This is a genomic window from Streptomyces sp. NPDC014995 (genome assembly GCF_043080745.1).
In the GTDB taxonomy this organism is placed as follows: Bacteria; Actinomycetota; Actinomycetes; order Streptomycetales; family Streptomycetaceae; genus Streptomyces.
This window is the reverse complement of sequence record NZ_JBIBVX010000024.1, coordinates 1-24,784: the sequence shown is the minus strand read 5'-3', so window position 1 is coordinate 24,784 and position 24,784 is coordinate 1. Positions and strand designations below refer to the sequence as shown.

Annotated in this window: 22 protein-coding genes; 10 read left to right on the top strand and 12 right to left on the bottom strand. The window is 72.3% G+C overall.

What is annotated here, in order from left to right; all coding sequences use genetic code 11:
* The first annotated feature begins 166 nt into the window (after window positions 1–166).
* Window positions 167–1,192 carry an ATP-dependent 6-phosphofructokinase gene (locus ACF1A1_RS35775; RefSeq protein WP_392005806.1) on the top strand — a complete coding sequence of 342 codons (1,026 nt, stop codon included), beginning with the start codon at window positions 167–169 and terminating at the stop codon, window positions 1,190–1,192.
* Window positions 1,193–1,204: 12 nt separating this feature from the next.
* Here ACF1A1_RS35775 and ACF1A1_RS35770 read toward each other — a convergent pair whose 3' ends face one another.
* Together ACF1A1_RS35770 and ACF1A1_RS35765 are read right to left on the bottom strand one after the other, a co-directional pair.
* The gene (locus ACF1A1_RS35770) at window positions 1,205–1,969 is read right to left on the bottom strand and encodes an XRE family transcriptional regulator (protein WP_392005804.1); all 765 of its coding nucleotides are present in this window, start codon (window positions 1,967–1,969) and stop codon (window positions 1,205–1,207) included.
* 122 nt (window positions 1,970–2,091) lie between these two features.
* The gene (locus ACF1A1_RS35765; protein WP_392005802.1) at window positions 2,092–2,958 is read right to left on the bottom strand and encodes a 5'-methylthioadenosine/S-adenosylhomocysteine nucleosidase; all 867 of its coding nucleotides are present in this window, start codon (window positions 2,956–2,958) and stop codon (window positions 2,092–2,094) included.
* A gap of 45 nt (window positions 2,959–3,003) precedes the next feature.
* Here ACF1A1_RS35765 and ACF1A1_RS35760 point away from each other — a divergent pair, with 45 nt between their 5' ends.
* Window positions 3,004–3,561 (top strand): hypothetical protein, encoded by a 558-nt coding sequence (locus ACF1A1_RS35760; RefSeq protein WP_392005800.1) that lies wholly within the window; start codon window positions 3,004–3,006, stop codon window positions 3,559–3,561.
* Between the two features lie 239 nt (window positions 3,562–3,800).
* Here the strand turns inward: ACF1A1_RS35760 and ACF1A1_RS35755 are convergent, their stop codons facing one another.
* Window positions 3,801–4,508: a response regulator gene (locus ACF1A1_RS35755; protein ID WP_392005798.1), complete on the bottom strand. Its 708-nt coding sequence runs from the start codon at window positions 4,506–4,508 to the stop codon at window positions 3,801–3,803.
* On the bottom strand, window positions 4,505–6,157 hold the full coding sequence (locus ACF1A1_RS35750; RefSeq protein ID WP_392005796.1) for an ATP-binding protein: 1,653 nt from the start codon (window positions 6,155–6,157) through the stop codon (window positions 4,505–4,507). Before ACF1A1_RS35750 ends, ACF1A1_RS35755 begins: the two co-directional genes overlap by 4 nt.
* A 123-nt stretch (window positions 6,158–6,280) precedes the next feature.
* Between ACF1A1_RS35750 and ACF1A1_RS35745 the strand changes: the two genes are divergently transcribed.
* Window positions 6,281–7,714, top strand: coding sequence for a cation:dicarboxylate symporter family transporter (locus tag ACF1A1_RS35745; protein ID WP_392005963.1), 1,434 nt, complete (start codon window positions 6,281–6,283; stop codon window positions 7,712–7,714).
* A 221-nt stretch (window positions 7,715–7,935) separates the two neighbouring features.
* On the opposite strand, the gene ACF1A1_RS35740 is transcribed toward ACF1A1_RS35745, so the two are convergent.
* From ACF1A1_RS35740 to ACF1A1_RS35730, 3 genes are all read right to left on the bottom strand, one after another.
* Window positions 7,936–8,292 carry a DUF805 domain-containing protein gene (locus ACF1A1_RS35740; RefSeq protein WP_392005794.1) on the bottom strand — a complete coding sequence of 119 codons (357 nt, stop codon included), beginning with the start codon at window positions 8,290–8,292 and terminating at the stop codon, window positions 7,936–7,938.
* 87 nt (window positions 8,293–8,379) lie between these two features.
* The gene (locus ACF1A1_RS35735; protein ID WP_392005792.1) at window positions 8,380–8,703 is read right to left on the bottom strand and encodes a hypothetical protein; all 324 of its coding nucleotides are present in this window, start codon (window positions 8,701–8,703) and stop codon (window positions 8,380–8,382) included.
* 166 nt (window positions 8,704–8,869) lie between these two features.
* Window positions 8,870–9,493 (bottom strand): TetR/AcrR family transcriptional regulator, encoded by a 624-nt coding sequence (locus ACF1A1_RS35730; RefSeq protein WP_392005790.1) that lies wholly within the window; start codon window positions 9,491–9,493, stop codon window positions 8,870–8,872.
* A 178-nt stretch (window positions 9,494–9,671) separates the two neighbouring features.
* Between ACF1A1_RS35730 and ACF1A1_RS35725 the strand changes: the two genes are divergently transcribed.
* Window positions 9,672–11,501: an MFS transporter gene (locus ACF1A1_RS35725; RefSeq protein WP_392005788.1), complete on the top strand. Its 1,830-nt coding sequence runs from the start codon at window positions 9,672–9,674 to the stop codon at window positions 11,499–11,501.
* Between the two features lie 806 nt (window positions 11,502–12,307).
* On the opposite strand, the gene ACF1A1_RS35720 is transcribed toward ACF1A1_RS35725, so the two are convergent.
* Both ACF1A1_RS35720 and ACF1A1_RS35715 read right to left on the bottom strand, forming a co-directional pair.
* Window positions 12,308–13,216 (bottom strand): aldo/keto reductase, encoded by a 909-nt coding sequence (locus tag ACF1A1_RS35720; RefSeq protein ID WP_392005786.1) that lies wholly within the window; start codon window positions 13,214–13,216, stop codon window positions 12,308–12,310.
* Window position 13,217: 1 nt separating this feature from the next.
* On the bottom strand, window positions 13,218–14,180 hold the full coding sequence (locus ACF1A1_RS35715) for an NAD-dependent epimerase/dehydratase family protein (protein ID WP_392005784.1): 963 nt from the start codon (window positions 14,178–14,180) through the stop codon (window positions 13,218–13,220).
* Window positions 14,181–14,300: 120 nt separating this feature from the next.
* Here ACF1A1_RS35715 and ACF1A1_RS35710 point away from each other — a divergent pair, with 120 nt between their 5' ends.
* The 6 genes from ACF1A1_RS35710 to ACF1A1_RS35685 all read left to right on the top strand — a co-directional run bounded on the left by ACF1A1_RS35710 (window position 14,301) and on the right by ACF1A1_RS35685 (window position 20,001).
* Complete coding sequence (locus ACF1A1_RS35710) at window positions 14,301–14,819, top strand: Lrp/AsnC family transcriptional regulator (protein ID WP_392005782.1); 519 nt, start codon at window positions 14,301–14,303, stop codon at window positions 14,817–14,819.
* Window positions 14,820–14,848: 29 nt separating this feature from the next.
* The gene (locus ACF1A1_RS35705) at window positions 14,849–15,271 is read left to right on the top strand and encodes a MerR family transcriptional regulator (RefSeq protein ID WP_392005780.1); all 423 of its coding nucleotides are present in this window, start codon (window positions 14,849–14,851) and stop codon (window positions 15,269–15,271) included.
* A 2-nt stretch (window positions 15,272–15,273) separates the two neighbouring features.
* Window positions 15,274–15,606 carry a thioredoxin family protein gene (locus ACF1A1_RS35700; protein WP_392005778.1) on the top strand — a complete coding sequence of 111 codons (333 nt, stop codon included), beginning with the start codon at window positions 15,274–15,276 and terminating at the stop codon, window positions 15,604–15,606.
* A 208-nt stretch (window positions 15,607–15,814) separates the two neighbouring features.
* Window positions 15,815–18,046, top strand: coding sequence for a HelD family protein (locus ACF1A1_RS35695; protein ID WP_392005961.1), 2,232 nt, complete (start codon window positions 15,815–15,817; stop codon window positions 18,044–18,046).
* 75 nt (window positions 18,047–18,121) lie between these two features.
* Window positions 18,122–19,543, top strand: a complete 1,422-nt coding sequence (locus ACF1A1_RS35690; RefSeq protein WP_392005776.1) for a cytochrome — start codon at window positions 18,122–18,124, stop codon at window positions 19,541–19,543.
* Window positions 19,544–19,641: 98 nt separating this feature from the next.
* Window positions 19,642–20,001, top strand: a complete 360-nt coding sequence (locus ACF1A1_RS35685; RefSeq protein WP_392005774.1) for a hypothetical protein — start codon at window positions 19,642–19,644, stop codon at window positions 19,999–20,001.
* A gap of 66 nt (window positions 20,002–20,067) precedes the next feature.
* Here ACF1A1_RS35685 and glgB read toward each other — a convergent pair whose 3' ends face one another.
* From glgB to ACF1A1_RS35670, 3 genes are all read right to left on the bottom strand, one after another.
* On the bottom strand, window positions 20,068–22,896 hold the full coding sequence (gene glgB / locus ACF1A1_RS35680; RefSeq protein WP_392005772.1) for a 1,4-alpha-glucan branching enzyme: 2,829 nt from the start codon (window positions 22,894–22,896) through the stop codon (window positions 20,068–20,070).
* Between the two features lie 13 nt (window positions 22,897–22,909).
* A complete protein-coding gene (locus ACF1A1_RS35675) occupies window positions 22,910–24,280 on the bottom strand; it encodes a maltokinase (protein ID WP_392005770.1) in 1,371 nt (456 codons plus the stop codon).
* Window positions 24,281–24,554: 274 nt separating this feature from the next.
* Window positions 24,555–24,784, bottom strand: a 230-nt coding sequence (locus ACF1A1_RS35670; RefSeq protein ID WP_392005768.1) for an alpha-glucosidase C-terminal domain-containing protein, incomplete at its 5' end; no start/stop codon positions are given.

Below are 24,784 nucleotides of genomic sequence, written 5' to 3'. Positions count from 1 at the left end.
CCCAGGGGAACCCGCCGTGCACAAAAATCGCCCACCAAGGTGAGCAGAACCCTCTTGACAATACCCCCGCGCGCGGATAAGGCGCCCGTCAAGCGACAGCCTCCTCGGCGGCATGAAAGAATCGGGATGGCTCACCGGTGTCAAAGCGAGCAGGAGACGGAGCACGATGCGTATCGGAGTTCTCACCGCAGGTGGCGACTGCCCCGGGCTGAACGCTGTGATCCGGTCGGTCGTGCACCGAGCGGTCGACAACTACGGCGACGAGGTCATCGGCTTCGAGGACGGCTACGCCGGTCTCCTCGACGGCCGTTACCGTGGGCTCGACCTGAACGCGGTCAGCGGCATCCTGGCCCGCGGGGGCACGATCCTCGGCTCCTCCCGGTTGGAACGCGACCGGCTGCGCGAGGCCTGCGAGAGCGCCGGCGACATGATCCTCGACTTCGGCATCGACGCGCTGATCCCGATCGGCGGCGAGGGCACCCTGACGGCGGCACGCATGCTGAGCGATGCCGGGCTGCCGGTGGTGGGCGTCCCGAAGACGATCGACAACGACATCTCCTCGACCGACCGGACCTTCGGTTTCGACACGGCGGTCGGCGTCGCGACGGAGGCGATGGACCGCCTGAAGACGACGGCGGAATCCCACCAGCGCGTGATGGTCGTCGAGGTCATGGGCCGGCACGCGGGCTGGATCGCCCTGGAGTCCGGGATGGCGGCGGGCGCCCACGGCATCTGCCTGCCCGAGCGCCCCTTCGACCCGGCCGACCTGGTGAAGATGGTCGAGGAGCGCTTCGCGCGGGGCAAGAAGTTCGCGGTCGTCTGCGTGGCGGAGGGCGCCCACCCCGCCGACGGCACCATGGACTACGGCAAGGGCGCGATCGACAAGTTCGGCCACGAGCGCTTCCAGGGCATCGGCACGGCACTGGCGTTCGAGCTGGAGAAGCGGCTCGGCAAGGAGGCCCGCCCGGTCATCCTCGGCCACGTCCAGCGCGGCGGCACCCCCACCCCGTACGACAGGGTCCTCGCCACCCGCTTCGGCTGGCACGCGGTGGAGGCGGCGCACCGGGGCGAGTTCGGCAACATGACGGCGCTGCGGGGGACGGACATCGTCATGGTGCCGTTGGCGGAGGCGGTGACCGAGCTGAAGACGGTGCCGACCGACCGGATGGACGAGGCGGAGTCCGTCTTCTGAGACGGGGTCCGGTCAGCCCGTTCTGGCCCGGACGGCCGCCCAGAAGGTCTCGACGATCCGGTCGAGGAAGTCCCGGCCGGTGTCGCTCGCCTCACCGGCCGCGCTGCCGTCGCCCCAGCGCAGGGTGGCGACCATGTGCCCCTGATAGTTCCGGTGCAGTTCTTGGAGGGCCTCCTCCAGCAGGCGCCGGTCCAGGGGCACGATGGCGCCGACGGGCTTGACGTAGGCCTGCCAGCGGGTGCGGGCCGCGCTGCGGAGCAGACCGGCGAGTGCCTCCGCACGCCCGGTGACGGCGATCAGGTCGGGGAGGGCGAGGCCGAGCAGCTCGGCGAGGGCGGCGGACTGGCGCTCGCTGCCGCGCCATTGGCCGCTCTCCTCCATGCGGACGTAGGCCAGGAACTCGTGGCCGACGGCACGCGCGACGTCCTCGGGGGCGAGACCCCGGGCGATGCGGTGTTCCCGGAGGGTTCGCGGGCGGCCGATGAGATCGGCGGGGGAGCACCACAGGGCACCGGCGAGGGCGGTGAGCTCGGGGTGGGTGGGGGTGGTGGTTCCGCGTTCCCAGGTGGCGACGAGGTCCGGGGTGACGTGCGGGAGGCCGTAGGAGCTGCGGAGGTTGTGGGCGACGTCGGCGGGGCTCATGCCGAGGGCCGCGCGGAGCTTGCGGGCGGCGGCGGCGTCGAAGGGGGGTCCGGGCTGGTGGGTGTGGGACGGGGGTCGGGGCACGGGGCCAAGGTAGGGGGAGCGCGGGGTGGTGACTACGAGCTGTTCGGCCATAGTCACCGGTTGTAGGAACGTACGGCTGCCGCTGGTCGGTCGGTTCGTGGCGGCGAGGACGAAGACGAGGACGGGGAGAGGGCGTCGTAGCCGCCTCTTGCCGGAGTGAGCCGGGTGACTCCCTACGGCCTGCCGACCTGCTTGCCGATGACCGTGCCGTGGAAGGTGCCGCCCCGGAGGTCGATGTGGTCGCCCCCGTACGTGTCCCCGGTGCCGGTGCCGGAGCCGTGCCGGGAGCCCTCCCGAGAACCGGAGGAGCCGTCCCGGGGACGGTGTTTGCGCAGCACCGCCATCGCGACCTTCGCCGCCTGCGCGGCGGCGCGTTCCTGGGAACCGCCGGCGTCGGCCGTGCTCTTCTCCGCGTCGGCGAGGTCGCTGATGCCCCGGATGACGAGGGTGTCCAGTTGCCCGCTCAGGTGCGCGGCGTGGGCCGCGCCCGAACCCTCCATCTCGATGGCGGCGGCATCGTCGTAGTGCTCGCGCAGGTGCCGGGCGACCAGGGACCCGGAGTCGGCCAGGACGACGTCCCCCGAGGCGATCGGCTTGAAGTGCGGCCGTACGTCCGCCATGTCCCGCACCGCGGAACGCGCCGCCTGGACCAGGGCGTTGGAGGCACGCCAGGCCTCGGGGCGGGCCCGGAAGCCCTCCGGGGTCCACTTGCCGCCGTGGATGCCGTAGACCTTGGTGCCCACGACGACGTCCCCGATCCCGATGCCGTCCTTGAGGCTGCCCGCGACGCCGACGAACAGCACGGCCTGCGGGCGGCGCCAGCCGATGAGCCGGGCGGTCATCGCGGCCGCCTTGTCCACACCCTCACCCAGTTCGGCGAGCGCCACCCGCCAGGGCGTGCCGTCCACCCGGCCGGTCTCGACGCGGGTTCCGTCCTCGGGGTGGACGTCCTCCTCCCGGTCGGTGAGGTGGGCGCGCACGGCCGCGTATTCGAGCGGGAGCGCGGTGAGGACCACGACAGTGGGATTCGTCTCCGACACCCCTTTAAGGTACTGCCATGTCCACCGGGGGAAGGGACGCTTGCCGTGGCCGAACAGGACGTCACCGTCGGGCAGTTGCTGCTCGCCGAGTACCAGAGTGTCAAGGACGAGCAGAAGGCGCGGATCGGGTTCCGGGACAACCTGCTGTACGTGACGCTGGCCGTGGTCGCGGCCGTCATCGCGGCCGCGGCCCAGGCCGGGCGGACGGAGATGCTGCTGGCCTTGCCGCCGGTCTGTGTCGTGCTGGGGTGGACCTACCTGGTCAACGACGAGAAGATCTCGGCGATCGGGCGGTACGTACGCGGGGAGTTGGCGCCTCGGCTCGCCGCACTCGCCGGTGAGGCCGAGACCTTCCGGTGGGAGAGCTTCCACCGCAACGACGCCCGGCGGTTCTCGCGGAAGCTCGTGCAGTGCGTGGTGGACCTGCTGGCGTTCTGTGTCGTGCCGTTGGGCGGGCTGGTCGTGTACTGGGGCGGGGGACAGGTCTCGGCGGGGTTGCTGGCCCTGTCCGTCGTGGAGGCGGCGGCTGTGGCGGGTCTGGGGGTGTACGTCGTGCGGTACGCGGTGCCGTTCGGGGGCGGCGGGGGTGGAAGCGGGGCATGACCCGGTACGACGACCATGTCGACTTCCAGGGCGCGGAGTTCGGCGGCACGGTGATCGGGAAGGTCAGGAGTTCGACGACTGGTACATGAAGGGCCAGACCTGTCAGAACCTCGCCCTGGCCTACCTGCAAACCGGCAAACCGGCTGAAGCCCACGCGGCCTGGCGCCAGGCCGCCGACGCCTACACGCAGGCCAACGCCCCCGCCGAAGCCGCCGAAGTCCGTGCCGCGGCCGCCGCCCTCACCGCCCCGCCGGAACCCACCGGTACACCAGCTCCGGCCTCCCCACCTGCCCGTACAACGGCTTCCGTTCCGCCCTCCCCGCCTCCACCAGATGCTCCAGATACCGCCGCGCCGTGATCCGCGAGATCCCCACCGCCTCGGCCACCCCGGCCGCCGTCAGCCCTTCCTCCGCCTCCCGTACAGCTCCCACCACCCGCTCCAGCGTCGGCCCGCTCAACCCCTTAGGCAGTGCCGCGGGGCCGGGCGCGCGCAGGGCGGCCAGCGCGCGGTCCACCTCGTCCTGGCCGCTCGCCTCACCCGCCGCCCCCCGGAACTCCGCGTACCGCACCAGCCGGTCCCGCAACGTCGCGAAGGTGAACGGCTTCAGCACGTACTGCACGACCCCCAGCGACACGCCCTCCCGCACCACCGTCAGATCCCGCGCCGACGTCACCGCTATCACGTCGGCGTGATACCCCGCCGCCCGCAGTGACCGCGCCAGCTGCAACCCGTGTCCGTCGGGGAGGTGGAGGTCCAGCAGCAGCAGGTCGACCGGCGTGCGGTCCAGCAGCCGCCGGGCCTCGGCGCCCGTGTGGGCCTTGCCCACGGCCACGAACCCCGGCACCCGGCCGACGTACATGACATGCGCGTCGGCGGCGACGGGGTCGTCCTCGACCACCAGCACTCTGATCGGTTCGTCGCCCGTCACGCCCGTCACGTCCGTCATCTCTCGCCTCCCGACACCGGCGCGGCCGGAACCGTCGTACGCAATGGCAACCGCACCACGAACTCGGCACCGCCCCCTTCGGCCTCCGTCACCGACAGCGTCCCCTCGTGGTGGTGTACAGCCTGCCGGACGAGGGCCAGGCCGAGCCCCCGGCCCCCGGGACCCGCCGGTTTGGTCGAGAAGCCGCGTTCGAAGACCTGGTCGGCGTGGGCCGGGTCCACCCCGGAGCCGGTGTCGGACACCCGCAGCACCAGCTCACCGCCGCCCGGCCCTTCGGCGTCACCGTCCGTGTACGCCGTCACGGTCACCCGTGCCCGCACGCTCCCCTGCGCCGCGTCCACCGCGTTGTCGATGAGGTTGCCGAGGATGGTGACGAGATCCCGGGCGGGCAGCGACTCGGGCAGGAGCCCGTCGTCCAGGTCGCTGTCCTCCGACACCACCAGCTCCACCCCCCGCTCGTTCGCCTGGGCCGTCTTGCCCAGGAGCAGGGCCGCCAGCACCGGCTCGCTCACCGCCGCCACCACCTGGTCGGTCAGGGCCTGGGCCAGTTCAAGTTCGGCGGTCGCGAAGTCGGCGGCCTCGTCCGCGCGGCCCAGCTCGATCAGCGAGACCACCGTGTGGAGGCGGTTCGCCGCCTCGTGGGCCTGGGAGCGCAGCGCCTGGGTGAAGCCGCGCTCCGAGTCCAACTCGCCCATCAGCGACTGGAGTTCGGTGACGTCTCGCAGGGTCACCACCGTGCCCCGGCGTTCGCCGCCCGACACCGGTGAGGTGTTCACCACCAGCACCCGGTTCGCCGTCAGGTGCACCTCGTCCACCCTCGGCTCGGAGGCCAGCAGCGCGCCCGTCAGCGGGGCGGGCAGGCCGAGGTCCGCGACCGAGCAGCCCACGACCTCCTCCGAGACGCCCAGCAGTTCCCGCCCGCCGTCGTTGATCAGCGCCACCCGGTACTGGCCGTCCAGCATCAGCAGGCCCTCGCGCACCGCGTGCAGCGCCGCCTGGTGGTAGTCGTGCATTCGGCTCAGTTCGGCCGCGTTCATGCCGTGGGTGTGGCGGCGCAGGCGGGCGTTGATGACGTACGTGCCGACCGCGCCGAGCGCGAGCGCGCCCGCCGCGACGGCGATCAGGGCCGTCACCTGGTCCGAGACGCGCTTGCTGATCGCCTCGACCTTGATGCCGGCGCTGACCAGGCCGATGATCCGCTCGTCGTCGTCCTCGACGGGGGTGACCGCGCGGACGGACGGGCCGAGGGTGCCGGTGTAGGTCTCGGTGAACGTCTCGCCCTTCAGGGCCCGCGCGGTGTTGCCGCGGAAGTGCCGGCCGATCTCGTTCACGTCGGGGTGGGTCCAGCGGATGCCGTCCGGGGTCATGATCGTGACGAAGTCGACCTCGGTGTCGTGCATGATCCGCATCGCGTACGGCTGGAGCTCGGCCGTGGGGTCCGGGGTGTGGATCGCCTCCCGGACGGAGGGGGAGTCGGCGACCGAGCGGGCCACGGCGGTGGCCTGGCGGCGCGCCGCCTCCTCGGCCTGGCCGCGGTCGCTGACGTACGTGAACAGCGCGTAACCGGCGACGAGGACCGCTATCAGCACGGCCTGCATGGCGAAGAGCTGGCCGGCCAGGCTGCGGGGCCGGGGGGCGGGGATGCGCATGTCGTCAGTGTGCCCCTGAGGTTAAGCGTGAACTAAATGAACGGAAGGGTGACCGCCCTCACAGCGCGGGGGGATAGTCACGGCATTCCCCCATATCCCCCGGACGTGAGCCGCACGCCGGTGATGCCGACGAAGACGTCAAGGAGGGCAGCCGTGGCCGCCAGCACCACTCCCCATACGGCACCTGCCGCACCCGCCAAGCGGGACCGCACCCACTACCTGTACATAGCGGTGATCGTCGCGGTCGCCATCGGCATCGCCGTGGGTCTGATCGCACCGGACTTCGCGGTCGAGCTGAAGCCGATCGGTACCGGCTTCGTGAACCTGATCAAGATGATGATCTCGCCGATCATCTTCTGCACGATCGTGCTCGGCATCGGTTCCGTCCGGAAGGCCGCCAAGGTCGGTGCCGTGGGCGGTATCGCCCTCGGCTACTTCCTGGTCATGTCGCTGGTGGCGCTGGGCATCGGCCTGGTCGTCGGCAACATCCTGGAGCCGGGCACCGGCCTCGCGATCACCGACGCGGTCAAGGAGACCGGCCAGGCGCAGGTGTCGGCGGAGGCCAAGGACACCACCGAGTTCCTGCTGGGCATCATCCCGACCACGATCGTCTCCGCCTTCACCGGCGGCGAGGTGCTCCAGACCCTGCTCATCGCCCTGCTGGCGGGCTTCGCCCTGCAGGCCATGGGCTCGGCCGGAGAGCCGATCCTGCGCGGGGTCGAGCACATCCAGCGGCTCGTCTTCCGCATCCTCGCCATGGTGATGTGGGCCGCCCCGATCGGCGCCTTCGGCGCCATCGCCGCCGTCACCGGTTCCGCCGGCGTGGACGCGCTCAAGAGCCTCGCCGTGCTGATGCTCGGCTTCTACGTCACCTGCTTCCTCTTCGTCTTCATCGTGCTCGGCGCGCTGCTGAAGATCGTCTCCGGCCTGAACATCTTCACGCTCTTCAAGTACCTGGGCCGTGAGTTCCTGCTGATCCTGTCGACCTCCTCCTCCGAGTCGGCGCTGCCGCGCCTCATCGCGAAGATGGAGCACCTCGGCGTCAGCAAGCCCGTCGTCGGCATCACCGTCCCGACCGGCTACTCCTTCAACCTCGACGGCACCATGATCTACATGACCATGGCCTCGCTCTACATCGCCGACGCCATGGGTACGCCGATGTCGGTCGGCGAGCAGATCCCGCTGCTGCTCTTCCTGCTGGTCGCCTCCAAGGGCGCTGCCGGTGTCACCGGCGCCGGCCTCGCGACCCTGGCCGGCGGCCTCCAGTCGCACAAGCCGGCCCTGGTGGACGGCATCGGCCTGATCGTCGGCATCGACCGCTTCATGAGCGAGGCCCGCGCCCTCACCAACTTCGCGGGCAACGCCGTCGCCACCATCCTGATCGGCACCTGGACCAAGGAGATCGACAAGACCCGCGTGGAGCAGGTTCTCGCCGGCCAGGCCCCCTTCGACGAGGCGACCCTGCTGGACGACGGACACGGTTCCGCCCCGGCGCACGCGGAGGCCGAGGCGACCGAGCAGCGCGAGGGCGGCGAGAAGGAACTCGCCAAGGCCTGACCCGCCCCGGACTCCGGATGCCCGGCCCCGCCTGAACCGGGGCCGGGCATCCGGCCGAAATCCTCGCGCCGATCCCCTGCGGTGGTCCCCTGCGGTGATCACCTGCGACGGTGATCCCCTGCGACATCCCCCGAGGTGTCCGCCCCACACTCCGGGCGGCTGAGTGCTCCCCCGTAGCTCAGCCGCCCGGTTCTCTTTTCCCCGTACGTCCGCAGGCCGCGTCAGGCCAGGACCGGCTCCTCCTTGGGGTTCACCCCGTACCTGTTCTGGCCCGGAGTGCCTTCGGTGGCCGTGAAGATCAGCATGGCGATGGTGCCGACGAGCGGGATCAGCCCGATGAGGACGAACGAGCCGGAGCGGTCGGTGTCGTGCAGCCGGCGCACCGTGACGGCGAGGCTGGGCAGCAGGATCACGAGGGTGAAGCCGAGCGAGGGCACCTCGTTGCCGACGTACTCGTCGGCGACCAGCAGCGGGAGGTAGATGAGCCCGGTGATCAGGGTGAACATCCAGTATTCCTTGCGGCGAGCGCGCCCGCGAAAGATCCAGGATCTTCTGAGTACGAGGATGAACCAGCTCATTGCGTCCCCCGGGGATCGATCCACGACCTGAAGTGATCAGGGCAGGCGGTGACCGTATGCGGGTGGGCGTGTACTCGTCAATCTGTTTCAGGTGGTGTGGCGGAGCCACCGCTGGAGGGCGGCGTTGACGCTGCGGGAGAGGGCGCTGAGCTGGTCGATGGCCTCGCGGTCCTCGGGGCGGGGCGGGACGCCGGCCGCGGTCAGGGCCGCGTGCAGGTCGAGGCGCCGGCGGTCGCGTGGGTCGAGGGCGGGGTGCGGGCGCCGGGCGGGGGCGGGCGGCGGCAGCAGGTAGTCCGCGTCCGCGTCCTGCGGCTGTCCGGCCGGGGCCGGCCGGGCGGGTTCGGCGTCGTCGACGGCGTAGGGGTCGACGACGGTACGGGGCGAGCTGTGCTCGACGGTGGTGGCGGTCACGTCTGTCTCCTCACAACTGGCTGCGGATCTGCCGTACAGGAGCGCCGTGACGCCCGGCCCGGTTGCGGATGTGGCGGCACGTCATGCGATCGGCGTCATCGGCAGCTCATCGTCCAGTCGGACCAACGGACGAGCGGGAAAGCGGACGGGTCGGTCGGCCGGCGCGTCAGTCGGACCCGCTCACCCTCGCCACCAGCGCGGTGGCCAGGTGGGCGGGCACGCCCGCCGCGGTCAGCACCGTGACCGCGGCCGAGTGGCCCGCCTCGCGTGTGCTCAGCAGGCCGTCGTTCACGGCCTCCATCAGCGCGAACAGGATCTGCTCGTGGACGTACGCCAGGGCCGGTGCCGGCAGTGGTGAGGCGAACGTACCCTCGTCCAGCCCGCGCCGGAGCAACCGGACCTTGTTCTCGCGGACCGGGGCGAGCCGTTCCCGGATGCCCTGCATGGTGACCGTGCGCTGGGCCAGCGCGACCAGCAGCCGGTAGCGGTCGGCGACCTCCCAGACCGTGAGCACCGAGCGGGCGAGTGCCTCCGCCGGGTCCGCGACGTCCTCCCGGCCCGCCGTGTCGGCGCTCGCCAGCGCCTCCACCGCCCCGTCGACCAGCGTGCCGATCAGCGCCTCACGGCTGGGGAAGTGCCCGTAGACCGTGCGGCGTACGACACCGGCGGCGCGGGCGATCTGGTCCATGGACGCGTCGGGGTCGCGCAGCAGCTCGGCGAGGGCCACGTCGAGGATGCGGCGGCGGTTGGCGTCGGCGCGGCTGGTGTTGCCCGTGGTCATGGCGGCCATTGTGCCCGCCTTCCTTCCGCCTCCCCTCCCTGGCTCGTTCTCCTCACCACGATTTGCACACTCGTGTGCAACGACCTACATTGCACAGGACCCAGTAATTGCACAGCGCTGTGCAAATCAAGTGGGTGCGTCGTCGCGCACGTTCCCGCGTACGTCCCGAGGAAGGCGATCCCTGCCCATGCGACTCGTCATGAACGAACCGGTCGAACGGATGGAGGGCCCCTACCGCCGACGCTGGTGGGCGCTCCTCGTCCTCTGTCTGAGCCTGCTGATCATCGTGATGGCGAACACCGCCCTCACCGTCGCCGCGCCCGACATGACCCAGGACCTGGACCTGTCCAGCGCGGACCTCCAGTGGGTGATCGACGGCTACACCGTGCCGTACGCGGCGCTGATGCTGCTGCTCGGCGCGATCGGCGACAAGTACAGCCGGCGCGGCGCGCTGGTCCTCGGGCTCGTGGTGTTCGGCGGCGGCGCGGTCTCCGGCTACCTCGCCGACAGCTCGACGACGGTCATCGCGGCCCGTGCCGTGATGGGCGTCGGCGCGGCGATGATCATGCCTGCGACGCTCTCCCTGCTCGCCGCGACCTTCCCGCGCGCGGAGCGCGCCAAGGCGATCACCCTGTGGACCGCGACCGCCGGCCTCGCCATCGCGGCCGGTCCGCTGGTCGCCGGGGCGCTGCTGGAGGAGCACGGCTGGTCGTCGACGTTCCTCATCAACGTGCCGGTCGCCGCCCTCGCGATCGTCGGCGCCCTCCTCCTCGTACCGCCGTCCAACGCCGGCCACGCGGACCGTATCGACCATGTCGGCGGGCTGCTGTCCGTGGTCTGGATCGGCGCGCTCGTCTACATGATCATCGAGGGGCCGCACTTCGGCTGGGGCACGAAGGCGGTCACGGCGGCGGTCGCCGCGGCCGCGGGCCTGCTGGCCTTCGTCCTCTGGGAGCTGCGCCACCCGCGGCCCGTCCTGGACGTCCGCCGCTTCACCGACCGCCGCTTCGCCGGCTCCAACCTCGCCGTCGCCCTGTTCTTCCTGGCGGTCTTCGGCGCCTTCTACTACCTCACCCAGCACCTGCAGTTCGTCCTCGGCTATGACGCCCTCGACACCGGCCTGCGCATGCTCCCGCTGGCCGGCGCGGTCTTCGTCGGCTCGGCCCTGACCGGCTACCTCACCCCGCGCGTCGGCATGAAGTGGACGGTGGGCGCGGGCATGGCCGGCGGCACCGCGGCGCTCGCGCTGCTCACCCGGGTCGACGCGAGTTCGTCGTACGGCGACTTCGTCGCACCCCTCGTCGTCCTCGGACTGGCGATCGGGCTGGCCCTCTCGCCCTGCACGGACGCGATCATGGGGGCGTTCCCCGAGTCCGAACTCGGCGTCGGCGGCGCGGTGAACGACACCTCGCTGGAACTCGGCGGCTCACTCGGCATCGCGATCCTCGGTTCGCTGCTGGGCACGTCGTACGCGGACCACCTCGCGGACGCGGCCTCCGGCGCAGGCCTCCCCGCCGGCACCCTCGCCACCGCCCAGGACTCGGTCGGCGCCGGGTACGCCGTCGCCCAGGGCGTCGCCGACAAGGCCACGCAACTCGCCGAGCAGGCGGCGCGGACGACCGACCCGCAGCAGGCCGCACAGCTCAAGGCCCAGGCGACCCAACTCGCCGAGAACGCCCGGCAGATGGCCGACGCGGTCGGCTCCTCCTTCGCGGACGCGGTCGCCCACACCAGCCTGGTGGGCGCGGTGGTCCTGGGCATCGGCACGGTGCTGGTGGCGGTACTGCTGCCGCGCAGGACGAAGACCGCGACCGAGGGGACGGAAACCGCGACCGAGGGGACGGAAACGGCTGAGCGGACGGAAAGGTCCGAGCGGACGGAAACCGCTGAGCGGACGGAAGCGGCCGAGCGGCCTGAGGCGGCCGAAGGAACGGGTGGGACCGACCCCGACAGTGCGCCTGCCGTCCGGCGTGGAGCGCGAGCGGGCGTAAGCGGCCGGGCGGACGGAAACGGCTGAGCGGGCCGAGGCGGCCGGGCTGCTGAGCGGGTCGAGGGGGCCGGCGGGCCGGTCCCGAAAGTTCGCCGGCGGTGTCCGCCCCTCCGCCGCGCTCTGCCCCGTCCGCCTCGCCTGCCGCGTCCGCCGCGCCCGGCGTGGAGCTGAGCGAGCAGGCGTAAGCGGCCGGGCGGACGGAAACGGCTGAGCGGGTCGAGGCGGCCGGGCTGCTGAGCGGGTCGAGGGGGCCGGCGGGCCGGTCCCGAGAGTTCGCCGGCGGCGCCTGCCCCGTCCGCCGGGCCTACCGCGTCCGCCGTCGTCCGGCGTGGAGCGCGAGCGGGTGTAAGCGGCCGGGCGGACGGAAACGGCTGAGCGGGTCGAGGCGGCCGGGCTGCTGAGCGGGTCGAGGGGCCGGCGGGGCCGGTCCCGAGAGGGCGCCGGCGGTGTCCGCCCCTCCGCCGCGCCTACCGCATCCGCCGTCGTCCGGCGTGGAGCGCGAGCGGGTGTAAGCGGCCGGGCGGACGGAAACGGCTGAGCGGGTCGAGGTGACCGGGCTGCTGAGCGGGTCGAGGGGGCCGGCGGGGCCGGTCCCGACAGTGCGCGTGCGGCGCCTGCCGCGTCCGCGCCTGTCCCAACTGCCGCGTCCGCCGCACCTGTCCCGTCGGTCCCGCCTTGCCCCGTCCGCCCCGTCCCCCGGCCGGCCCGCGTCCGCCCCTCCCCCCGGGCCGCCCCCCGGCCGCCCCGCCCACCGCGGACCTGTGCGAGCGGGCGCAAGCCGTACGCCCCGGCCACAGTGCGGCCGACGCCGGTGGGGGACGTGGAACGGCGCCTCACCTCTGGGGCGCCCGCCCCCGCTCCACCGCCTCCTCCAGTCGCTTCGACTCCTCCTCCGAGAGGATCAGTTCCGCCGCACCCGCCGAGTCCCGTGCCGTCTCCGGCCGACTGGCGCCCGGGATCGGGATCACCGTCGGGGAGCGGGTCAGGAGCCAGGCCAGGCAGACCTGCTGGGGGCTCACCCCGCGCTCGCGGGCGATCTCGTGGAAGGCGCCGAAACGCCGCTCGCCCTCCAGCCGGGACGGCCCGTCCAGGGAGCTGCGGGAGATGCCGCCCAGGGGGCTCCAGGGGAGGAACGCCAGCCCCAGCCCGGCGCAGAGCCGCAGCTCCCGCTCGCTGTCGCCGACGGCGGGCGAGTACCGGTTCTGCACCGAGACCAGGCGGTCGCCGAGGATCGCGCGGGCCCGGCGGATCTGGTCCGCGTCCGTGTTGGAGACGCCGGCCAGCCGGATCGTGCCCGCGTCGAGCAGGTCCCGCAGCGCGCCCACCGACTCCTCGAACGGCACCGCCGGATCCGGCTTGTGGAGCTGGTAGAGACCGATCGCCTCGACACCGAGCCGGCTGAGGGAGGCCTCGGCGGCGGCCTTCAGATGCCGGGGATCGCCGTTCACCGTCCAGTCCTCGCCGGCCGGTCTGCCCCGGCCGCCCTTGGTCGCCACCAGTACGCCGTCCGTGGCACCGCCGTAGGTGGCGAGGGCGCGGGCGACCAGGCGTTCGCTGTGGCCGGAGGCCGCGCCCGGCAGGTGGTAGGAGTCCGCCGTGTCCAGCAGTGTCACGCCCGCGTCCAGGGCCGCGTGGACCGTGGCCAGGGCGCGGGCCTCGTCGGGGCGGCCCTCGATGGACAGCGGCATCGCCCCGAGCCCGATCGCGCTCACGCGCAGGTCGCCAAGGGTGCGGTACCGCATGTCAGACGCCCTTCCCCGAGCCGGAGGCACCGAGCGTCTCCGCCACCGCCCGCCCGAGCCACCGCCGGGCAGACCCGAAGCGGAAACCCAGCCGCACGGCACGGGAGTTGTCCATCGGATAGCGGCGGCGGAAGGCGAACGGCGAGACCTCGCCGACCTCCACCTCCTGGAAGACGGCCTTTCCGCCGGGGACGAGCGCGGCCACCGCCTCGCACAACTCCTCGGTCGTCAGCGGCTGGTGGGAGGCCGCGTTGACCGGCCCGGTGAAGTCCTCGCCCACCGTCCAGAACAGGAAGTCGGCGATCTCCTCGACATGGATGTACGTCGCCGGACAGTTCGGGGACGGCACGGCGATCGGCTCGCCGGTGCGGATACGGTCCGCGTAGTGCGCCAGCCGTCCGGTGAAGTCGTCGTCCCCGCCCAGTACATGGGCCACCCGGACGCACGCGTACGGCAGGCCCGAGGCGCCGGCCGCCGCGAACACCGCCTCAGCCTGCCGCTTGCCCTCGCCGTAGTGGGATTCCAGGAACTGCGGGTCGTCCCAGGGCAGTGCGAGGTCGACGGGCACGGTCAGCGGGTCGACGTCCGTCTCGCGCACCGGCGCGATCGAGTCCTCGTACTCGTACACCTCGACCGTGGACGTCATCACGTAGCGGCGGGTGCGGCCGGTGAAGACGCGCAGGGCGGTCGTCGCCTGGCGCGGGGTGTAGCAGACCTGGTCGACCACCACGTCGAAGGTGCGCGTGCCGAGCGCCGTCATCAGCGACCGCTCGTCGTCGCGGTCGGCGACGAGGTGAATCGCGCCCGGCGGTGGCGGTGACGATCCGCGATTGAGGACCGTGACCCGGTCCCCGGCCTTCAGCAGTCGTTCGATCAGCCGCTTCCCGAAATACCGGTTGCCGCCGATCACCAATACCTCGCGGGCCTTTGCGCCGTCGGCCTTTGCGTCGTCGGTCTTTTCCACTCCCGTCCTTGCCCCGTCGCCCTTTGCCACCCGGGCCTCTGCCTGCTCCGTCTTTGCCTCGCCTGCCCTTTCCATGACCATAATTCTCCCGGCGTACCCACGAGGTCTGAAGGGGAAGACATGGGAGATCCGGCCGCGGCACCGAAAGAACGACGGCATCCTCGCCCCGCCGCCAACGAAACGTCGGTGGCCTTCGACGCGCTGGACCGGCAGATCCTGCAACTGCTCCAGACCGACGGAAGGATCAAGCTCAGCGAGCTGGGCCGGCGGGTGCGTCTCAGCCCGGCCGCCGTCACCGAGCGGGTGCGGCGGCTGGAGGCGGCCGGCGCGATCACCGGTTACGGCGCTCGGGTGGCCCCGGCCCGTCTCGGCTACGGCATCCAGGCGTTCATCCGGGTCGACCCGCACGGCGGCTACACCCTCAAGCACCCCCGCACCCTGGAGCTGATCGACCGCCCGGAGATCATCGAGGTGCACCACGTGGTCGGCGAGGACTGCTGGATCCTCAAGGTCGCCGTCGCGGACACGGTCCACCTGGAAGAGGTCCTCGAACAGGTCTCGGCGCTGGGCCGCACGACGACGTCGATCGTGCTCACCTCACCGGTCGAGCGGAAGCCGCTGCTGCCGCCCTTGCCTTGACGTCGGCGTCAAGCCGTACGTTCGTACGCATGCGAATCGGCGAGCTGGCCGCACGGGCCGGGACCACGACGCGGGCGTTGCGGTACTACGAGGCGCGGGGGCTGCTGCCCGCGCGCCGCGACGAGCTGGGTCATCGTGCCTACGACGAGCGCGACCTGCGGTTGTTGCAGCAGATCAGGACGTTGCGGGACGTCGGGTTCGACCTGGAGGAGACCCGGCCCTTCGTGGAGTGCCTGCGCGCCGGGCACCCGGAGGGCGACTCCTGTCCGGCGTCGCTCGCGGTGTACCGGCGCAAGCTGGACGAGCTCGACGCGCTCATCGGGGAGCTGGGCGCGGTCCGGGAGAAGGTGGCCGGACAACTCGCGCGAGCGGAGCGGGCGCGGGACGAGCTGGGCGCCGAGGCGCTGGTTCCGGGGGGTCCGGAACCCGTGTGCGAGCTGGGAGGACAGTGACGGTGACGAAGGCGGCGGGAGTGCCCGAGGTGACGGACGCGGACTTCGGGGCGGAGGTGCTGGGGGCGGATCTGCCGGTGCTGGTGGAGTTCACCGCCGACTGGTGCCCGCCCTGCCGGCAGATGGCGCCGGTGCTCGGCGCGCTCGCGGCGGAGGAGGAGGAGCGGCTGAAGGTGGTGCAGCTGGACGTGGACCACAACCCGGAGACGACCAACCACTACAAGGTGCTGTCGATGCCGACCTTCATGGTGTTCCGCGGTGGTGAGCCGGTGAAGGCGATGGTGGGGGCGCGGCCGAAGCGGCGGCTGCTGGAGGAGCTGTCGGACGTGCTCTGACCCGGCCCCGCCCCTGACCCGAACTCCGTACCGAGCCGGTACACGGAAAAACCCCCGGGCAATTGCGCCCGGGGGTTTTCTGCGCGTATATTCAATGGTTCGCGACTTCACGGGGATGTGGTCGTGAAGAAGTCAGTGAGCAGAGTATATCCGGGCGGGAGCGGAATTGTCAAACACCGAGTCCAACACCGAATTCACCGACGGTGAAATGCGCGGTGAACAGGAATTCATCGACGGACTGTACGCCCGCGTGGACGCGCTGCGCGGCCACACCGAGGCCTCCGTCGCCGACGCCCTCGCCCAGGGCGACAAGCCCATGCAGGCCCGGCTGGAGCGGGACATCCTGGTCGCCGAACGCTCGGGGCTGCTCGCCGCGCTGAACGCCGTGGACGGCTCCCTCTGCTTCGGCCGGATCGACCTGGCCTCCGGCGCGAGCCACCACATCGGCCGGATCGGGCTGCGCCGGGACGACGCCGAGCGCACCCCGGTCCTCGTCGACTGGCGGGCCGACGTCGCCCGCCCCTTCTACCTGGCCACCGGCCACACCCCGATGGGCCTGCGCCGCCGCCGGCACATCACCACCGAGGGCCGTCGGGTCACCGCCCTGCACGACGAGTTCCTCGACCTCGGCGACGCCACCCGCACCGGGTTCGAGGACCCGGCCGGCGACGCCGTGCTGCTCGCCGCGCTCGACGCCGCCCGCACCGGCCGGATGCACGACATCGTGCAGACCATCCAGGCCGAGCAGGACGAGATCATCCGCGCCCCGCACCGGGGGGTGCTGGTGGTCGAGGGCGGCCCGGGCACCGGCAAGACGGCGGTCGCCCTGCACCGGGCCGCCTACCTGCTGTACGAGCACCGCGAACTGCTCGCCAAGCGGGCGGTCCTGATCGTCGGCCCCAACCCGGCCTTCCTCGGCTACATCGGCGAGGTGCTGCCCTCGCTGGGCGAGACGGGCGTGCTGCTCGCGACGGTCGGCGAGCTGTACCCCGGCGTGAAGGCGACGGCCGCGGACACCCCCGAGGCGGCCGCCGTGAAGGGCCGCGCCGACATGGCCGACGTGCTCGCCGCCGTCGTACGCGACCGGCAGGCGCTGCCCGACCCGGTGATCGCGATCGAGCACGACCGCGAGGTCCTGATGCTCGACGACGGACTCGTGGGCGTCGCCCGTGAGCGCACCCGGGCCGCGAAGCTGCCGCACAACGCGGCCCGTGAGTACTTCGAGGGCCACATCCTGAACACGCTGACCGAGCTGTACGCCGAGCGCGTCGGCACCGACCCCTACGACGGCTCCAGCCTCCTCGACCCCAGCGACATCACCCAGATCCGCGACGAACTCGCCGAGAACCCCGAAGTGTGGTCCGCCATCGACCGGTTGTGGCCGGTGCTCACCCCGCAGCGCGTGGTCGCCGACTTCCTCGCCGACCCCGAGGGGTACGTCGGCGACGAGGACGCGGCCGCCATCCGCCGCCCGGTGACCCGCGCGTGGACCGTGGCGGACGTACCGCTGCTCGACGAGGCGGCCGAACTCCTCGGCGAGGACGACCGGCTGGCGCGGGCCCGGGCGGAACGCGAACGGCAGACGCAGATCGCCTACGCGCAGGGCGTCCTCGACGTCTCCTTCGCCTCCCGGACCTACGAGTTCGAGGACAAGGAGGACAGCGATCCCGAGGCCAGCGAGGTGCTGTCCGCGCACGACATCATCGACGCCGAGCGGTTCGCCGAGCGGCACGAGGAGGACGACCACCGCAGCGCCGCCGAGCGGGCGGCGGCCGACCGGACCTGGGCGTTCGGGCACATCATCGTCGACGAGGCGCAGGAGCTGTCGCCGATGGCGTGGCGGCTGCTGATGCGGCGCAGCCCCACCCGCTCGATGACCCTGGTCGGCGACCCCGCCCAGACCGCGGAGGCGGCCGGCGTCGGCTCCTGGTCGGGGATCCTCGAACCGTACGTGGAGGACCGCTGGGAGCACACCCGGCTCGGCGTCAACTACCGCACCCCGGCCGAGATCATGGAGGTGGCCGCGGCCGTGGTCCGCGCCGAGGACCCGGACTTCGTGCCGCCCAGCTCGGTGCGCTCCACCGGCGTACGGCCCTGGGCGCGCGCCACCGACGACCTGCCCGGCGCCGTCGCCAAGGCGGTCGAGGAGCTGACCCCCGCCGAGGGCCGGCTCGCGGTGATCGCCCCGCGCGAGCTGCACCGCCGCCTGGCGGCCCGGCTGGACGGGGTCACCGCGGGCGCCGAACCGGACCTCACCCGGACGGTCGTGCTGCTGGATCCCCGCCAGTCCAAGGGCCTGGAGTTCGACTCCGTGCTCGTGGTCGAACCGGGCCGGTACGGCACCAGCGACCTGTACGTCGCCCTGACCCGGGCCACCCAGCGGCTCGGCGTCGTGCACACCGGGGAACTGCCGAAGGCGCTGGCAGGGGCCCTCTCGTAACGCGGGATCACCAAGACGTAACAGTTCACGCCGTGATCACTGCGCGTGCACGGGCGGTGCGGTAAGCGTTGCGGTATGGAAGCCCACCCCCACGCCACCGCACCGGCCGACGCTCCCGCGCTCGGGTCGCTGCCCGTGGAGCCGCTGCTCACCGCGGAGTTCGACGCCGACCCCGGCGCGGTGTACGAGCGGCTGCGGCGCGTCCACGGTCCGGTCGCGCCCGTCGGCCTGATGGGCGTACCGGTGTGGCTGGTGCTGGAGTACCGGGAGGTCCTCGACGTCCTGCGCAACGAGGGCCGGTGGCGGCGCGACGTACGCCACTGGCGGGCCCGGGCGCTGGGCGAACTGCCCCCGCAGTGGCCGCTGCTGGCCGGCTACGAGGTGCGTCAGACGATGTTCATGGACGAGGAGGAGCACCGGACGGCCCGCCGCGTCCACCACGCCGCCCTGCGCCCCTTCCAGGACGCCCGCAGTCCCGAGGGCTGGGGGCTGCGCGCGGCCGTGGCCCGCTCCGCCGACGAACTCGTCGCCCTGCTCGCCGCGGAGTCGGGCCGGACCGGCTTCGCCGACCTGGGCGCGCAGTACACCCGGCCGCTGCTGCTGATGGTCACCACCAGGCTGTTCGGCTGCCCGGTCGAGCTGCGCGACGAACTGGTCATGGACCTGTGGCGGATGCTCGACGGCGGCCCCGGCGCGGGCCCCGCCACCGCCCGCGCCCTGGCCGCCTTCACCCGGCTCGCCGCCCACCGCAGGGCCCGCCCCGGCGACGACTTCACGTCCTACCTGCTGCTCGCCGATCCCGACCTGAGCGACGAACAGCTCGGCCGCGAACTGTTCATGAACGCCGTCTACCTGAACGACATCACCGGCAACATGGTCCTCAACACCCTGCTGGAGGTGTTGCGCGGCAACGCCACCGTCCGCCGCAGCCTGTCCGCCGGGCAGCTCGGCGAGACCGTCAACCGGGCCGCCCTCGCCAACCCGCCGGTCGCCAACATGTGCTTCCGCTTCGCCGCGCGGGACGTGCTGCTCGGCAACTACTGGATCCGCGCCGGGGACGCCGTCTCCCCGTCCGCCGCCTCGGCCCACCGCGACCTGCTGGACCTCGGCTCCTCCCACATGGTCGGCTCCACCGTCTCCACCCGCGCCCACCTGGGCTGGGGCGCCGGCCCCCACCAGTGCCCGACCGCGGCCCGCGAACTGGGCTCCCTGATCGTCACCACGGCGGTCGGCCGCGTCTTCGACCACTTCGCCCAGGCGGAACTGACCCTCCCGCCCGACCAGTTGCCCTGGCGGTCGGGTCCGGTGGTGCGGGGCCTCAGGGTGCTGCCGGTGCGCTACGAACTCGCCCCGGGCGTCCTGCCCCCCGGCCGCCCGGAGTTCCCGCCGGCCACCGCGACCGGTCCCGAGGGCGGCGCGGGCCGGCCGGGGGGAGTGCTGATGGCGTTGCGGCGGCTGATCTCGGCGAGGAACGCCCCGAGGCCGCCCGGCGGCTGACCGGCCCGTGCGGCCCGACTGCAGAATTCCCCAAGGTTGCCCGAAGCCCGCCCCGGCACGGTGAGAGCACGACACCCGTTCGCACACAAGGGGCACACATGAGGAAGAAGCGCAACGTCCTGTCGGTTCTGGGCCTGTCGGCCGCCACGGTGACGCTCGCCGCCACCGGGGCGGGCGCGACCGCCCACGCCGAGACCGGCACCCGGGTCCAGGCGACCTGCCACGTCTCCGGCGCGTTCTGCGCGACCAGCGACAGCGGAGGCAGTCTCGTCCTGTACTGCGGCATGTCGCGGGGCATCCCGTGGAGCGGTGGCGGTACCTGGAACAACCGCCTCCCGGGGAACGGCGTGGTCCGGATGTTCGACGCGAACGGAGACCGGATCTACACCACGCCGGCCAACTACGGTCCCGTCAGGGGCAACTGGACGCCCGTGTACAGCATCCGCGCCGACTGCTGAGCGGACCGGGCACAGCCGCGAGCCCGGTGGCGCCGGCCACCGGGCTCCACGGTCCTTCCCCGTCTCTCAGGCCGGCCGCAGCCACACCGTGGCCAGCGGTGGCAGGGTCAGCCGGATGCTCGCCGGGCGTCCGTGCCAGCCCTGCGGCTCCGGCTTGACCGGGTCGGGATGGGTGACGTCGCTGCCGCCGTAGGACGCGGCGTCGGTGTTGAGGACCTCGTGCCAGGCGGGGATGTCGTCGGGCACGCCGAGGCGGTAGTCCTGGCGGACGACCGGGGAGAAGTGGGAGACGGCCAGAAGGGGCGTGCCGTCGGCGTCGTACCTCAGGAAGGCGAGGACGTTGTCGTCGGCCGCGTCACCCACCACCCACTGGAAGCCGTCCGGGGTGGTGTCCCGCTCCCAGAGGGCGGGCGTCGACCGGTAGACGGCGTTCAGGTCGCGGACCAGGTCCCGTACGCCCCGGTGGTCGGCCTCGGCGCCGTAGTCGGGGTCGAGCAGCCACCAGTCCGGGCCGTGCGCCTCGGACCACTCCGCGCCCTGGGCGAACTCCTGGCCCATGAAGAGGAGCTGCTTGCCCGGGTGGGCCCACATGAAGCCCAGGTACGCGCGGAGGTCGGCGCGCCGCTGCCACCAGTCGCCGGGCATCTTCGACACCAGCGAGCGCTTGCCGTGGACGACCTCGTCGTGGGAGATCGGCAGCACGTAGTTCTCGCTGTAGGCGTACACCATCGAGAAGGTCATCTCGTGGTGGTGGTACTTGCGGTGGACGGGCTCGTGGCTGACGTACTGGAGCGTGTCGTGCATCCAGCCCATGTTCCACTTCAGGCCGAAACCGAGCCCGCCGAAGCCGCTCGGGCCCCGGTGGTGCGTGGCCCGGGTGACACCGTCCCAGGCGGTCGACTCCTCGGCGATCGTCACCACGCCCGGGTTCCTGCGGTACACGGTGGCGTTCATCTCCTGGAGGAAGGCCACCGCGTCCAGGTTCTCCCGGCCGCCCTGCTCGTTCGGCGTCCACTGGCCGGGCTCGCGCGAGTAGTCCAGGTAGAGCATCGAGGCGACGGCGTCGACGCGCAGGCCGTCGATGTGGAACTCCTCGCACCAGTACACGGCGTTGGCCACCAGGAAGTTGCGCACCTCGCGCCGCCCGAAGTCGAACTCCAGGGTCCCCCAGTCGGGGTGCGCGGCCCGCAACGGGTCCTCGTGCTCGTACAGGGGCCGCCCGTCGAACTCGGCCAACGCCCAGTCGTCGCGCGGGAAGTGCGCCGGCACCCAGTCCATGAGGACCCCGATCCCGGCCCGGTGCAGGGCGTCGACCAGGTACTTGAAGTCGTCCGGGGTGCCCAGGCGGGCCGTCGGCGCGTAGAAACCGGTGACCTGGTAGCCCCAGGAGCCACCGAAGGGATGCTCGGCGACCGGCATCAGCTCGACGTGCGTGAAACCCAGTTCCTTCACGTACGCCGGGAGCTGCTCGGCCAGCCGGCGGTAGGACAGACCCGGCCGCCAGGACGGCAGGTGGACCTCGTACACCGAGAACGGGGCCTCGTGGACCGGCCGGTCGGCCCGCCGCGCCAGCCACTCCTCGTCGCCCCACTCGTAGTGCGAGGCGTGCACGACCGACGAGGTGGCCGGCGGTTCCTCCGTACGGCGGGCCAGCGGGTCGGCGCGCAGGGTGTGCGAACCGTCGGGGCGGGTGATGTCGAACTTGTACAGCTCGCCCTCCCCGACGCCCGGCACGAACAGCTCCCAGACGCCGGAGGAGCCGAGCGACCGCATCGGGAACCCGGTGCCGTCCCAGAAGTTGAAGGTGCCGGCCAGCCGCACCCCGCGCGCGTTCGGCGCCCACACGGAGAAGCGGGTGCCGGTCACGCCCTGGTGGGTCATCGGGTGCGCCCCGAGCACCGTCCACAACTGCTCGTGCCGGCCCTCACCGATCAGGTGCAGGTCCAGTTCGCCCAGCGTGGGCAGGAAGCGGTACGCGTCCTCGGTCTCCAGGACCGTGCCCTCGTACGTGACGAGGAGACGGTAGTCCGGTGCCTCCTCCAGGGGCAGCAGGCCGGAGAAGAAGCCGTCGCCGTCGTCGTGGAGCTCGGCGCGCAGATCGCCCGAGAGGACCGTGACGGACAGCGCGTAGGGGCGGAAGGCCCGGAAGACGACCCCGCCGGGCGCCGGGTGCGCGCCGAGCACGGAGTGCGGATCGTGGTGCGTGCCGTGCAGCAACCGCTCGCGGTCGACGGCGTCCAGGGCGGGGGAGGGGGCCACTGCCGGGGGCTCGACGGCGGGACTGCGCCCCGGGGTCTTCTGCGCCGGAACCTTCCGCGCCGGAACCTTCTTCGCCGGGGCCTTCTGTGCCGGAACCTTCTTCGCCGCGGTCTTCTGCGCCGGAACCCTCGCCGCGGCCTTCGCGGGTGCCTTCTTGGCTGCGGTCTTCGCGGGCGCCGTCTTCACCACGGCCTGCTTGGTCAGGGCCTTCTTCGCGGTGGCCTTCTCGGCCACGGCCTGCTTGGTCAGGGCCTTCTTCGCGGTGGCCTTCTCGGCCACGGCCTGCTTGGTCAGGGCCTTCTTCGCGGTGGCCTTCTCGGCGGCCTTCTTGGCGGCGGCCTTCTTGGCAGTGACCTTCTTGGCAGTGACCTTCTTGGCAGTGACCTTCTTGGCAGTGCCGGCCGGGGCCTTCTCGGCCGTGGCGTTCTCGGCGAGGACCTTCTTCACAGTGGCGTTCTCGGCGGGGACCTTCTTGACCGCCGCGGTCTTCTCGCTCGCCGCTTTCTTGACCACAGCCTTCTTGGCCACCGCCTTCTTCGCCACAGCCTTCTTGGCCACCGTCTTCTTCGCCACTGCCTTCTTCGCGGTGGCTTCCTTCTTCGGGTTCGAACCGTCGGACGGGGGACTGGGGGTCACGGGCGAAGCCTCCTCAGAGCTGGTCGGACGCGGCGAGCCTGCGTATCGCGGACAGGGGGACGGGGAGCCAGTCGGGGCGGTGCCGGGCCTCGTAGACGACCTCGTAGACGGCCTTGTCCGTCTCGTAGGCCCGCAGCAGTACGGGATCGGTGCGCGGATCCACGCCGGTCACCTCGGCGTACCCGGAGCAGTACGCCGCCCGGCACGCCTCGGCCCAGCCGGGTGCCGGCGGGTCGGCCGAGTGGGCCGCGTAGTCGAAGGACCGCAGCATGCCCGCCACGTCCCGCACCGTCGGCTGCGGCATCCTGCGCTCGGCCAGCGGCCGGGCCGGCTCGCCCTCGAAGTCGATCAGCGCCCACTCCCCGGAGGGCGCGCGCAGACACTGCCCGAGGTGCAGGTCGCCGTGGACGCGCTGGGCGGTCCAGGTGTGGCCCTCGGCCGCGAGGTCGGCCAGCGCCGCGAAGGCGGTGCGCAGGGCGGGCGCGTACGGATGCAGCGCGGGCACCGCCTGCACGGCCGCGTCGAGGCGCTCGACCATGCCGTCCACCAGCGGCCCCAGCTGGGCGTAGCCCAGGGTCGCCGTGGGCAGCGCGCGGGCGAGTGCGGTGTGCACCTCGGCCGTGGCCTGCCCCAGCGCCCGCGCCTCGGCGCCGAAGTCCTCCCCCTTGGCCAGCTCCCGCAGAGCCAGCTCCCAGCCGTCCGTCGCGCCCTGCACATACGGCTGGAGCACGCCCAGGACGTACGACTCCCCGTCGAGCTCGGCGTGCATCCACGCCGTCGGCGCCGGCACCCTGGGGCAGCCCTCGCGGGCCAGCGCCAGCGGCAGTTCCAGGTCGGGGTTGACGCCGGGGACGACCCGGCGCAGTAGCTTGAGGATGAACGTATCTCCATAGACGACCGAGGAGTTCGACTGCTCGGACGTCAGCCGGCGTGGCACGAGGCCGGAGCGTATCTCCTGCGCCGGGTCCCGTTCGCAGCGCAGGACGCCGATCCGGGCCCGGGTGCGCAGCGCCTCCAGCAGCACCTCGGCGGGCCGGGGGTCGTACAGGGCGTCGTACACCGTCCGTCCGGCGAGCGGACCGTCGGGGACATGGCCGATCAGCGCGGGCGCCAGCCGGGGTGGCAGCGCCTCGCGCACGCCTATCAGGAGCTGGTAGCAGTCGCCGGGCGAGGCCGGCTGGTGGGCGCGCACCATCAGGTGGTACAGGCCCAGCCGGGATCCGGCCGGCAGCAGTTCGGTGGCCGCCACCAGCGAGAAACCGGTGACCGGACTCCCCTTGCCGGCGAACCAGCGCTGCCGTGGGAGCCATTCCCGCAACAGGGGCGTCAGTGACGCGAGGAGACCGGGGCTCGTCTTGCCGGAAAGTGTGACAGTGTCCGCCATTGCGTCACATTCCTTTCCCCGGAAGGGTCGGGGTGCTACTGATGCGTGCCCCGGGCGGGGCAGGGGAAACCGCCCCGCCGCAGGGTTCTGGGCCGTGTCCTTCGGATCAGGTCGGGGCCGCGGGGCCCGGCACGCACCTCTGCCGCGTTGTCGTCGGGCGTCAATGCTTCGTGTCGACGCCCTCCTCCGCCTTGCGGCTGCACGCACCGAGCCCCGCTCACCGGCGGCAGCCGGACGCCGCGGCCCCGAGCCGGGCCGATCCGGAAGGCACGGCCTAGGCGGCGTCCCTGCGCAACCGGAACCAGTAGAAGCCGTGACCTCCGAGGGTGAGCAGGTAGGGCAGTTCGCCGATCGGCGGGAAGCGGACCCCGCCGAACAGCTCGACCGGATACCGGTGCTTGAAGCGGCTCAGGTCCAGTTCGGTGGGCTGGGCGAAGCGCGAGAAGTTGTGGACGCACAGGACGAGGTCGTCCTCGTACTCGCGCAGGAAGGCGAGTACGGCCG